Source organism: Aeromonas sp. R7-5, from assembly GCF_040908015.1.
Classification (GTDB): domain Bacteria; phylum Pseudomonadota; class Gammaproteobacteria; order Enterobacterales; family Aeromonadaceae; genus Aeromonas; species Aeromonas caviae.
The window spans coordinates 30,501-41,791 of the sequence record NZ_JBFOCZ010000024.1 but is presented as its reverse complement, the minus strand read 5'-3'; the positions used below and the strand labels follow the sequence as shown (position 1 = coordinate 41,791).

Annotated in this window: 9 protein-coding genes and 1 tRNA gene; 3 read left to right on the top strand and 7 right to left on the bottom strand. The window is 60.7% G+C overall.

What is annotated here, in order from left to right:
• The first annotated feature begins 95 nt into the window (after positions 1-95).
• Both AB5Y53_RS07950 and tcdA read left to right on the top strand, forming a co-directional pair.
• Positions 96-172 (top strand) — tRNA-Asp (locus AB5Y53_RS07950).
• A gap of 150 nt (positions 173-322) precedes the next feature.
• A complete protein-coding gene (gene tcdA, locus AB5Y53_RS07945) occupies positions 323-1,159 on the top strand; it encodes a tRNA cyclic N6-threonylcarbamoyladenosine(37) synthase TcdA (RefSeq protein WP_049636414.1) in 837 nt (278 codons plus the stop codon).
• Positions 1,160-1,178: 19 nt separating this feature from the next.
• Here tcdA and AB5Y53_RS07940 read toward each other — a convergent pair whose 3' ends face one another.
• Positions 1,179-1,613 (bottom strand): SufE family protein, encoded by a 435-nt coding sequence (locus AB5Y53_RS07940; protein ID WP_368181561.1) that lies wholly within the window; start codon positions 1,611-1,613, stop codon positions 1,179-1,181.
• A 13-nt stretch (positions 1,614-1,626) separates the two neighbouring features.
• Complete coding sequence (locus tag AB5Y53_RS07935; protein ID WP_368181559.1) at positions 1,627-2,847, bottom strand: cysteine desulfurase; 1,221 nt, start codon at positions 2,845-2,847, stop codon at positions 1,627-1,629.
• Between the two features lie 152 nt (positions 2,848-2,999).
• On the opposite strand from AB5Y53_RS07935, the gene rep reads away from it, so the two are divergent.
• Positions 3,000-5,012: a DNA helicase Rep gene (gene rep / locus AB5Y53_RS07930; protein ID WP_368181558.1), complete on the top strand. Its 2,013-nt coding sequence runs from the start codon at positions 3,000-3,002 to the stop codon at positions 5,010-5,012.
• On the opposite strand, the gene AB5Y53_RS07925 is transcribed toward rep, so the two are convergent.
• The 5 genes from AB5Y53_RS07925 to AB5Y53_RS07905 all read right to left on the bottom strand — a co-directional run bounded on the left by AB5Y53_RS07925 (position 4,999) and on the right by AB5Y53_RS07905 (position 11,192).
• Positions 4,999-7,302: a putative bifunctional diguanylate cyclase/phosphodiesterase gene (locus AB5Y53_RS07925; RefSeq protein ID WP_368181557.1), complete on the bottom strand. Its 2,304-nt coding sequence runs from the start codon at positions 7,300-7,302 to the stop codon at positions 4,999-5,001. The genes rep and AB5Y53_RS07925 overlap by 14 nt on opposite strands.
• Before the next feature lie 84 nt (positions 7,303-7,386).
• Positions 7,387-7,839, bottom strand: a complete 453-nt coding sequence (locus AB5Y53_RS07920) for a cytochrome c5 family protein (RefSeq protein ID WP_039041132.1) — start codon at positions 7,837-7,839, stop codon at positions 7,387-7,389.
• 219 nt (positions 7,840-8,058) lie between these two features.
• A complete protein-coding gene (gene tdh / locus AB5Y53_RS07915; protein WP_010672427.1) occupies positions 8,059-9,084 on the bottom strand; it encodes an L-threonine 3-dehydrogenase in 1,026 nt (341 codons plus the stop codon).
• An 89-nt stretch (positions 9,085-9,173) separates the two neighbouring features.
• Positions 9,174-10,364, bottom strand: coding sequence for a glycine C-acetyltransferase (locus AB5Y53_RS07910; protein WP_319863278.1), 1,191 nt, complete (start codon positions 10,362-10,364; stop codon positions 9,174-9,176).
• 183 nt (positions 10,365-10,547) lie between these two features.
• Complete coding sequence (locus tag AB5Y53_RS07905) at positions 10,548-11,192, bottom strand: TetR/AcrR family transcriptional regulator (RefSeq protein WP_103244028.1); 645 nt, start codon at positions 11,190-11,192, stop codon at positions 10,548-10,550.
• Positions 11,193-11,291: the final 99 nt, after the last annotated feature.

Sequence of the window (11,291 nt, the reverse complement as noted above, 5' to 3'; positions counted from 1 at the left end):
CAATTAAACGGTGATGTGAAGAATCACATGGCTGGCTGCGAGGATGACACCTCACAAACAAGCAGCAAAAGATTTAGCGAAAGCTAACCGAATGCGGAGCGGTAGTTCAGTCGGTTAGAATACCGGCCTGTCACGCCGGGGGTCGCGGGTTCGAGTCCCGTCCGCTCCGCCACTACTTAAGAAGCCCAGTCTAACGACTGGGCTTTTTTTCGTTTTCGATACCGCACTCCTTTTCTCTCACATCAACACCACCATCATCATCCGATCATCGCCCCTGAGAGAGGTTGCCGCTATAATGGCCGCCCTCAAGCAAGGTGGTGGTATGAAAGCAGAGTATCTACAGCGATTCGGGGGCATAGCCCGTCTTTATGGCCAGCGTGCCCTTGGCTCCTTCAGCCAGGCGAAAGTCTGCGTGGTCGGGATCGGTGGCGTCGGCTCCTGGGCGGCCGAGGCGCTGGCTCGGGCCGGCATCAACCAGATCACTCTGATCGACATGGATGATATCTGCATCACCAACACCAATCGCCAGATCCATGCCATGCAGGGCACGGTCGGCCGTCTCAAGACGGAGGTGATGGCCGAGCGCATCCGTGCCATCAACCCGGATTGCGAGGTGATCGAGGTGGATGACTTCGTCACCGCCGACAACCTGGGCGAGCATATTAAGCGGGAGTTTGACTATGTGGTGGATGCCATCGACTCGGTCAAGGCCAAGGTGGCGCTGATTGCCTTCTGCAAGCGCAACAAGATCCCGGTGATCGTGGCGGGCGGTGCCGGCGGGCAGATGGACCCGACCCAGATCACCGTGGCCGACCTGGCCAAGACCATTCAGGATCCGCTGGCCGCCAAGGTGCGTTCCGACCTGCGCCGACTGCACAACTTCAGCAAGAATCCGGCGCGCAAATTCGGGGTGGAGTGTGTCTTCTCAACCGAGCAGCTGAGTTACCCGGATGGCAATGGCGGCACCTGCCAGGCCAAGGCGGCCAGCGACGGCAATATGAAGATGGATTGCGCCTCCGGCTTCGGTGCCGTGACGCCGGTGACGGCCACTTTTGGCTTGGTTGCCGCGTCCCGGGTATTGAAGAAGATTGCCGAACGGGGGGCCCGCGCCGAGAAAGAGGCCGGAAATGAAGACACAGGGTCGATTGGCGCAGCCTGATCGACCATTGCACTGCGGGTTAGACAGCCTGCTCCCGGATCGCCAACACGATTGCCCTGAGCCCGTTGCCCCGCGACGGGCTCAGGTGTTTTTCGAGCCCCAATTCGCTGAAATAGGCATCCATATCAAAAGCCTGGATAGCATCGGCAGTCTGATGATTGAACGCCGCCAGCACGATGACAATAAGGCCGCGCACGATACGAGCATCGGAGTCGCAGGCAAAGTGCCAATTGCCGTCCTCACCCACTTCTCCCTTGAGCCAGGCCTGGCTCTCGCACCCTTTCAGGCGGTTCTCTTCCTGCTGCCACTCTGCTGGCAAGGTGGGTAGCAGCTTGCCGAGCTGTATGATGAGGCGGTACTGGTTCTCCCAGCCGTTCGCCGCCGCAAACTGCTGGCGGATGGTATCGGCATCGGGCTCAAGGCCGATCCGGGTATAGGTTGCGAGGCTGTTCATAGGGTTGTCTGCCTTAGAAGAAGTCACTGAGTTTGTGCAGGGCGGCCAGCAGGGCGTCCACATCGTCCCGGTTGTTGTAGCAGGCCAGCGAGGCTCGCAGGGTGCCGCCGATACCGAGCGATTCCATCAGCGGCATGGCGCAGTGGTGGCCGACCCGCAGGGCTATGCCCTGCATGTCGAGCAGGGTGGCGGCATCTTGCGGGTGAATGTCGTCCAGCAGAAAAGAGACCGCGCCGGCGCGCTGACCGGGTTCGCCGACCAGACGCAGCCCTGGCACCTGTTGCAGTCCGGCAATCAGATAGTCGGTCAGCGCTGCTTCATGGCTGGCCAGTGAGTCCCTGTCCTGCTCCATCACAAAGTCGATGGCTGCTGCGAGGCCGATGGCGCCGGCAATATGGGGGGTGCCTGCCTCGAATTTGAAGGGCAGGGTGTTGAAGGTGGTGCCGCTGAAGCTGACCCTGTCGATCATCTCGCCGCCGGCCTGCCAGGGGGGCATCCGCTCCAGCAGTGCAGTGCGCCCCCACAGTACGCCGATGCCGGTCGGGCTATAGAGCTTGTGGCCGGAGAAGGCGTAGAAGTCGCAGCCGATAGCCTGCACATCCACCTCGAGATGGGCCACCGCCTGGGCGCCGTCGATGAGGCTCAGGGCCCCGACCGCCTTGGCCGCTGCCACCATCTCTTTGACTGGATTGACGGTGCCAAGGGCATTGGAGACGTGAGCCACGCTCACCAGCCGGGTACGTGGTCCCAGCAGGGCCAGATAGGCAGCGATGTCGAGATCGCCCCGCTCATCGAGGGGAATGACCCGGATGACGGCGCCGGTGCGCTGGGCGACCAGCTGCCAGGGGACGATATTGGCGTGATGCTCCAGGGTGCTGAGCACGATTTCATCCCCCGCCCTCAGCTCGTTCATCCCCCAGCTCTGGGCCACCAGATTGATCGCCTCTGTGGTGCCACGGGTCCATATCACTTCGTGGCTGCGAGGGGCATTGATAAAGCGGGCAACCGTCTTGCGGGCATCTTCGAAGGCGCGTGTGGCCCGGCCGCTCAGGGCATGGGCGGCGCGGTGCACGTTGGCATTGTCGGCCCGATAGTAGTGATTGATCGCATCCAGCACGGCTTGCGGTTTTTGGGTGGTGGCGGCGTTGTCCAGATAGACCAGAGGGTGGCCGTTGACCTCTTGCGCCAACGCCGGAAACTGGCCGCGCAGCCGGGCGTGCTGTTGCTGATTCATGCTCCCCTCATCTCGTCTGGAAAAGTCGGTCATGATCCGGAAAATGGCGGGCAAACACAAGATGAAGTGGCGGGATCCCGTGCCCGGTTTCGGCTGCCTGCGGGATCTCTGCTACAATGCCGCCCCTCATCATAAGCCAAGAGATCCGGCCCATGAAGCTCAACCCCAATCAGAACGAAGCGGTCAAGTATGTCTCCGGCCCTTGCCTGGTGCTGGCGGGTGCCGGATCGGGCAAGACCCGCGTCATCACCAACAAGATTGCCTATCTGGTACAGCAGTGCGGCTACAACGCACGCAACATAGCGGCGGTCACCTTTACCAACAAGGCGGCGCGGGAGATGAAGGAGCGGGTCGGTCAGACCCTGGGTCGCAAGGAGGCGCGGGGGCTGATGGTCTCCACCTTCCATACCCTGGGACTCGAAATCATTCGTCGCGAGCACAAGAGTCTGAACCTCAAGGCCAACTTCTCCCTGTTCGACGACACCGATCAGCTGGCGCTGCTGAAAGAGCTGACCGAGGCGGAGCTCGACAACGACAAGGACAAGCTCTCTGCCCTCATCAGTCAGATCTCCAACTGGAAGAACGACCTCATCCTGCCGGCCCGGGCCATGCGTATCGCCCGCGGGCCTGAAGAGGTGCTGATGGCCCAGCTCTACGAGCGTTACCACCGCCAGATGGTGGCCTACAATGCGCTGGATTTCGACGACCTCATCGTGATGCCGACCCTGCTGCTCAAGAGCAATCAGGAGGTGCGCGAACGCTGGCAGAACAAGATCCGCTATCTGCTGGTCGATGAATACCAGGACACCAACACCAGCCAGTACGAGCTGGTGAAGCAGATCGTCGGCGAGCGGGCCCGCTTCACCGTGGTGGGGGATGACGACCAGTCCATCTACTCCTGGCGCGGGGCGAAGCCGCAGAACCTGGTGCTGCTGAACGAAGATTTCCCTAATCTGCGACTCATCAAGCTGGAGCAGAACTACCGCTCCAAGCGGCGCATTCTCAAGTGCGCCAACATCCTGATCGCCAACAACCCCCACGTCTATGACAAGGCGCTTTTCTCCGAACTGGATGAAGGGGTGAAGCTCCAGGTGCTGTTTGCCAAGAATGAGGAGCACGAGGCGGAGCGTATCGCCGCCGAGCTGATGGGCCACAAGTTCATGAACCGCACCCGGTTCAAGGATTACGCCATCCTCTATCGGGGCAACCATCAGTCGCGCATCTTCGAGAAGGCGCTGATGACCAACCGCATTCCCTACCGTATCTCGGGCGGTACCTCGTTTTTCTCCCGTACCGAGATCAAGGACATCATGGCCTACCTCAAGCTGCTGGTGAACCCGGACGAGGACACTGCCTTCCTGCGGGTGGTCAACCTGCCGCGCCGCGAGATAGGCCCCACCACCCTCGAAAAACTGGGCCAGTACGCCAACCAGCGTGGCAAGAGCCTGTTTGCCGCCAGTTTCGAGCTGGGGCTGGAGCAACACCTCTCCGGACGCGGTTTATCCGCCCTGCAGGCCTTCACCAACTGGCTGGTACGGCTCGGCGATCAGGCGCTGCGCGGCAATCCGGTGGAGGCGGTGCGGGACATGATCAAGGAGATCCACTACGAGGAGTGGCTCTACGAGACCTCCCCCAGCCCGAAGGCGGCGGAGATGCGGATGCAGAACGTCTCCACCCTCTATCGTTGGATCAGCGAGATGCTGGAGGGGGATGAGCTGGAGGAGTCGATGACGCTGGCTCAGGTGGTGACTCGCCTCACCCTGCGGGACATGATGGAGCGCAACGAAGGGGAGGATGAGGCGGATCAGGTGCAGCTGATGACATTGCACGCCTCCAAGGGGCTGGAGTTTCCCTATGTCTACATGGTGGGCATGGAGGAGGGGCTGCTGCCGCACCAGACCAGCATCGACGAGGACAACGTGGAGGAGGAGCGACGCCTCGCCTACGTGGGGATCACCCGGGCCCAGACCGAGCTGACCTTTACCCTCTGCAAGGAGCGTCGCCAGTTTGGCGAGTCGGTGCGGCCGGAGCCGAGCCGCTTCCTGTTGGAGCTGCCCCAGGATGACCTGGAGTGGGAAAACCAGAAGAAGGTGACGGCCGAGGAGCGCCAGCAGAAGGGGCAGGTTGGTGTCGCCAACCTGCGGGCCCTGTTCAAGAAGGATTGAGGTCGGAAGGCTTGGTCTCTCGAGAAGCCTGACCCAGCAGAGGGGGAATATCGGCTCCCGGCAGCGGGGGCGAGATGTGGCGCCCCTGCCCGAGGGCGCAGCCAAGCTCGATGAGCTTTTGCAACTGCTGCTGATTTTCGATCCCCTCGACCACCAGGGTGAAGTCGAGGTCCTGGCAGATGTCCCGCATGGCGCGGATAAGCGCCAGATCCTTGGGTGAGTTCAACATGCGATGGGTGAAGCTATCGTCCACCTTGATGTAATCCACCGGGAAGTGAAACAGGGCGTTGAGGGAAGAGAAACCGGTGCCGAAGTCATCCAGGCTGACCTGGATCCCTTTCGCCCTCAGTTCATGCAGGGCAGTGAGGGAGTCGGCACTCTGCCGGGAGAGCTCGCGTTCGTTGAACTCAAAGATGAAACATGCGGGGATGACACCCTCCTCCTCCATGATGGTGAGCAGTTGCATGATCTGCTCGTGGCTGGCCAGGTGCTTGCCGGAGAGGTTGATGGCTATCCTGAAACGACCGACCCCGGAGGCGGGTTGCCAAAGCTTCAGTTGCTGGCAGGTGCGCTTGAGGATCTGGCGGTCCAGATCCTGAATGAGGCCGCACTGTTCCGCCAGAGGAATGAAGTCGAATGCATCCTTGAGCTCCCCTTCCTCCGTTATCCAGCGCGCCATGACCTCCAGTCCGACAAGGCGGCTGTCACACAGCCTGATCACTGGCTGGAAGTAGGGCACAATCCGCCCTTCCCGCAAGGCTCTGAAGAGCCGCTCTTCCGGTGACCCCGCCTGTTCGGTACAGGCCTCCGAATACATGACGATGCGGCTGCGGCCGTTGCGCTTGGCCTGGTACATGGCGAGGTCTGCCTGGTGCAGCAGTTCACTGACATCGGCCGTTTGCTCCGTCACGCTGGCGACCCCCAGACTGACGGTGATGGTCAGTTCGTTGCCCTGGAGCCGGAACGGATGGCCGATACGGCCAATCAGGCGATTGAGCACGGGGCTGATGTCCTCTTCCCGCTGGCTGTTGTCAAGATAGATGACGAATTCGTCCCCTCCGAGCCTCGCCACCATGTCATTTTGCCGGATGCAGCCTTGCAGCCTGCTGCCCAGCTCCTGCAGCAACTGATCGCCGGCACTGTGGCCCAGGGCGTCATTGACCTGCTTGAAGTGATCCACATCGACGAAAATCAGGGTGAAGCCGGCTGTCTGGTAACGGCGGTAGCGGGTCATGGCATGATGCAGGTGATTCATCAGCAGCGCTCGGTTTGGCAACTGGGTCAGCGGGTCGTGCAGGGCATTGAACTGGAGCCGCCGCTCCAGCTCCTGATGATGCTTGAGCCGTTTCTGCAACCTCAAGTTGGTTTGGCGCAGCTGTTGGAGTCGCTGGTTGATGGACTCCTCCGAGTTGAGCTCATCGAGTTGCTGTCGCACCCTTTTGAGCTCCAGCAACAGGGTCAGCTGATGGCGCAGGAAATCGAGGAACAGCCTGTCATCGGTTTCCAGAGGCCGGGTCATGTTGAGGATGAGGTGGGCAAAATATTGCTGCTGCTGACGCAGGGGCAGGCTGTACCAGTAAAGCCCCTCTTCATGGCGCTCTACGCTGTTGGTGCTGTGGCACATGGCCCGAATGATGTCATCGTCGTATGTCAGGTGTGGTGGATAGAGTCGCTCCAGTCGCTGGTTTTCCAGCCGGATCAGCAACATGTCGCTGACCGAGAGCATCTGGCGCAACACAGCTTCCAACTGGGCAAACAGGGCATGCTGAGGCAGGTTGTGAGCCAGGCGCATGACTCGGCCGATCTTCTCGATTTTCTCCTGCCACTGGGGATCCCGCTGCATGAGAGGGGAAGCCTGCCCCGCCAGCTGGGTACCGGTCTGGGTTTCGTGCAGGCGTTTGGCCAGGCACTCCAACAGCAACCTCAGGGTGGGTGCCTGATCCGGGGTGCTGCGTGCCAGCAACCACTGCACGTCGATATGCTCCACAGGCTGCACGCACCAGCCCTGACCTTCATCGAGCCGGGTGAGCTGTTCGGTGAGGCGAGGTTCTTCCCGTCCCAATTGTTGCTTGAACACGTCGGGAAGCTGATAGGTGTAGCGCCAGTTCAGCCCCCCGTCGGCCAGCCCCAGCATGGCGAAATGTTGCAGAGGGCAGAGTTTGTCCAGCAGACCGACCAGTCGGGCGTAATCCTCGGGGGAGGCAATGCCGGGGGCGGGAAAATCCATGATGGAGGAGACGACCGCCAGCAAGGAGTGCGAGTCTGGCGGTGTGGTGGGCTGAACTGGCATGCAACACTCCCGAAAAAACTTACCTTCAAGCGTAGTCGGAAGTGATGGGATTGAAAGGGCTGCAAGAGGAGCCCTTTCAATTACTTAGAGCTTGTCGATCATGTAGTGAATGGCGTTCTCGATCTCTTCGTCACTGCAGGTGGCGCAGGTCCCCCGCGGTGGCATCATGCCAGCCTTGCCGGTGAAGCCTTCGATGGCGTGTTTGCGCAAGGTGTCGAAGCCCTGGGCGATGCGTGGCTCCCAGGCGGCCTTGTCACCTCGCTTGGGGGCGCCGGCGGCACCGGTATCGTGGCAGGCGAAGCAGGCACCCTTGAACACGGTCTCGCCGTCACGTGGGCCGGAGGAGGCTGCCGCAGGCGCGGCCGCCGCGGTCGCAATACCTTCCAGATCCTTGGCGGTATAAACCTGGCCAACCGGGGCAATACGCTCGGCGATGGCCTCTGTCGACATGTCATCGGCGGCAAGGACGGCGCCGGATAGAGTGGCAGCCGCCATCCCGGCAGCCAGCAAATAGCTCAGTTTTTTCAACACGCTCATGTACTCCCAGCAGGCTCTTATTATCCCCAGAAAACGACGGGATTATAACCGAATAGTTACAGCCATTTAAACGCTTGTGTGTGAAGTGTTAAGCAATCTGCAAACAAAGTGGTAGAGCGGGAAGGGGTGATCCCACATAAAAAAACCCGGCATGCGCCGGGTTTCGTGAGGCTGAACAAAATAGGGCGCGCTGATTGCCCAGACGCCCCTCGCGCGTCGTCAATCCCAGTTCAGGATCACCTTGCCGGACTTGCCGGAGCCCATGGCTTCGAAGCCCTGCTGGAAGTCATCGATATGGAAATGGTGGGTGATGATGGGGCTGAGATCCAGGCCAGACTGGATGAGGCTTGCCATCTTGTACCAGGTTTCGAACATTTCGCGGCCGTAGATCCCCTTGATGAAGAGTCCCTTGAAGATCACCTTGCCCCAGTCGATGGCCATGGTGGAGGGAGGAATGCCGAGCATGGCGATTTTGCCGCCGTGGTTCATCTTGTCGATCATGTCTTGGAAGGCGCTGGGCACCCCGGACATCTCCAGCCCTACATCGAACCCTTCGGTCATGCCGAGATCTTCCATGACATCGGAGAGCTTCTCCTTGGCCACGTTGACGGCACGGGTGGCGCCCATCTTGCGGGCCAGTTCCAGCCGGTATTCGTTGACGTCGGTGATCACCACGTGACGGGCGCCAACGTGACGGCAGACGGCAGCGGCCATGATGCCGATGGGGCCTGCGCCGGTGATGAGCACGTCTTCACCCACCAGATCGAAGGAGAGGGCGGTGTGCACGGCGTTGCCGAACGGATCGAAGATGGCGGCCAGCTCATCGGGGATGTTGTCCGGCAGCTTGAAGGCGTTGAAGGCCGGGATCACCAGGTATTCGGCGAAGGATCCCGGGCGGTTCACACCCACACCAATGGTGTTGCGGCACAGGTGGGTGCGACCGGCACGGCAGTTGCGGCAGTGGCCGCAGGTGATGTGGCCTTCGCCGGAGACGCGATCGCCGATGGCGAAGCCGCGCACTTCCTGGCCGACGGCGACCACCTCTCCCACATACTCGTGCCCCACCACCATGGGGACGGGAATGGTCTTCTGGGCCCACTCGTCCCAGTTGTAGATGTGCATGTCGGTGCCGCAGATGGCGGTCTTGCGGATCTTGATGAGCAGATCGTTGTGGCCGAGCTCGGGAGCCGGGACATCAGTCATCCAGATGCCGACTTCGGATTTGAGTTTGGAGAGTGCTTTCATGACAGATTCCTCACGGCGCCATGCCGGGTACAGAGGGTAATAAAATGGGGCCCAACCTTGGCCCCCGTTTTAATCAGCCAGCCATGTGATCAAATCACACCGAGCTCGCGACCGATGCGAATGAAGGCATCGATCGCCTTGTCCAGTTGCTCCCGGGTATGGGCGGCGGACATCTGGGTCCGGATGCGCGCCTGACCCTTGGGTACCACGGGGAAGGAGAAGCCCACCACATAGATACCGGCGTCCAGCATGCGGCTCGCCATCTCGGCGGCCAGTTTGGCATCCCCCAGCATGACCGGAATGATGGCGTGATCGGCACCGGCCAGGGTAAAGCCGGCGGCGCTCATGCGCTCGCGGAAGTAGGCACTGTTCTCCTTGAGGCGGGCACGCAGGTCGTGACCCTCGGCCAGCATGTCGATCACCTTGATGGTGGCCGAGACGATGGAGGGTGCCAGGGAGTTGGAGAAGAGGTAGGGACGGGAGCGCTGACGCAACCAGTCGATTACCTCTTTCTTGCCGGATGTGTAGCCACCGGACGCGCCACCCAGCGCCTTGCCCAGGGTACCGGTGATGATGTCGACCCGTTCCATCACCTCGCAGTATTCGTGGGTGCCGCGGCCGTTCTCACCGATGAAGCCGACGGCGTGGGAGTCATCCACCATCACCAGCGCATCGTACTTGTCGGCCAGATCGCAGATGGATTTGAGGTCGGCGATGACGCCATCCATGGAGAAGACGCCGTCGGTGGCGATCAGCTTGAAGCGGGCGCCGTCGGCATCGGCCTGCTTGAGCTGGGCTTCCAGTTCGGCCATGTCGTTGTTGGCGTAGCGATAGCGCCTGGCCTTGCACAACCGCACCCCATCGATGATGGAGGCATGGTTGAGGGCGTCGGAGATGATGGCGTCTTCGGCACCGAACAGAGTCTCGAACAGACCGCCGTTGGCGTCGAAGCAGGAGGAGTAGAGGATGCTGTCTTCGGTGCCGAGGAAGGCGGACAGCTTCTGCTCCAGTTCCTTGTGCTGGTCCTGGGTACCACAGATGAAGCGCACCGAGGCCATGCCGAAGCCGTGGCTCTCGAGCCCCTGATGGGCGGCGGCGATCAGGTCGGGATGGTTGGCCAGCCCCAGGTAGTTGTTGGCACAGAAGTTCAGTACCTGCTCGCCGCCCACCGCAATCTGGGCCTGCTGGGCCGAGGTGATGATGCGCTCCTGCTTGTATAGCCCTTCCGCCTTGACCTGTTCGAGCTGTGCGGTCAGGTGACGATAGAATCCGTTAGACATCCTCGGTCCTCATTGCTGTATCGACTGTGTTATCAGGATCCCGGGCCGTGCAACCCGCACGGTTCGGCGTCGTCACGGTCGCGACGAAACGCCGACAGACCCTAGAATGGGCAACATTTTACTGTAATCCCTGCGTATAAATTCAAATTTTTATGCTGATAATCAACAATTGTGAAACAGATCTCACCCGGCTGGTTGGGCCAGTTGGTGATAATGTTGCTCCAGTTGATGTATCTGGGGGGCCACCTGTGGCTGCACGTAGGGGCGCAGCAAAAACAGCACCCGCAAGACCCCCTGGTAGAGCAGGGGTTTGGTGATGCGGGTGGCCGGGGCCTGGGCAATCTGGAACGGGATCCAGCAGGTGACGACCATCTTGATGGTCTGGCCGAGATCCGGCAGGTCTTCATCGCTGACGGCGATGATGCCGCCTTCGCGCAGGCTTCTGAGCAGCGTCTCCACGGTGGCACGGAGCTGCTCCTGTGCCTTGAGGTATTTCTGCTGCAGCAGCTCGTCGCGACTCAGGATGTCCGGCAGGTTCGCGTAGAAGAAGCGGAACTGCCACATCAAATAGAAGATGGCATCCAGGTAGCCCATCAGATCCTCCAGCCGGATCGCGCTGCTGCGGATCGGGGTGAAGCTGTCGCTCAGGTGGCGGGCGTACTGATCGAAGATGGAGTGGATGATGTCTTCTTTGTTTCTGAAGTGGTAGTAAAGGTTGCCCGGGCTGATGCCAAGGTGTGCGGCAATGTGGTTGGTGGTGATGTTGCGCTCGCCCTGATCGTTGAACAGCTCGGTGGCGCTGTGGATGATCCTGTCTCTGGTCTTCATCGCTGGTCCCTCTGCCGGGCCCGAAGGGGAAAAGTCATCGAGGTCGAATCCCCTTGCGGCCCGTGATAAACTTTTCGGCAATTTCAAATTGGCCCACTA

What these genes read in the sequence shown, in the direction of transcription:
- tcdA (WP_049636414.1), top strand. Translation starts at nt 323, where the DNA reads ATGAAAGCAGAGTATCTACAGCGATTCGGGGGCATAGCCCGTCTTTAT.
- AB5Y53_RS07940 (WP_368181561.1), bottom strand. Translation starts at nt 1,613, where the DNA reads ATGAACAGCCTCGCAACCTATACCCGGATCGGCCTTGAGCCCGATGCC.
- AB5Y53_RS07935 (WP_368181559.1), bottom strand. Translation starts at nt 2,847, where the DNA reads ATGAATCAGCAACAGCACGCCCGGCTGCGCGGCCAGTTTCCGGCGTTG.
- rep (WP_368181558.1), top strand. Translation starts at nt 3,000, where the DNA reads ATGAAGCTCAACCCCAATCAGAACGAAGCGGTCAAGTATGTCTCCGGC.
- AB5Y53_RS07925 (WP_368181557.1), bottom strand. Translation starts at nt 7,302, where the DNA reads ATGCCAGTTCAGCCCACCACACCGCCAGACTCGCACTCCTTGCTGGCG.
- AB5Y53_RS07920 (WP_039041132.1), bottom strand. Translation starts at nt 7,839, where the DNA reads ATGAGCGTGTTGAAAAAACTGAGCTATTTGCTGGCTGCCGGGATGGCG.
- tdh (WP_010672427.1), bottom strand. Translation starts at nt 9,084, where the DNA reads ATGAAAGCACTCTCCAAACTCAAATCCGAAGTCGGCATCTGGATGACT.
- AB5Y53_RS07910 (WP_319863278.1), bottom strand. Translation starts at nt 10,364, where the DNA reads ATGTCTAACGGATTCTATCGTCACCTGACCGCACAGCTCGAACAGGTC.
- AB5Y53_RS07905 (WP_103244028.1), bottom strand. Translation starts at nt 11,192, where the DNA reads ATGAAGACCAGAGACAGGATCATCCACAGCGCCACCGAGCTGTTCAAC.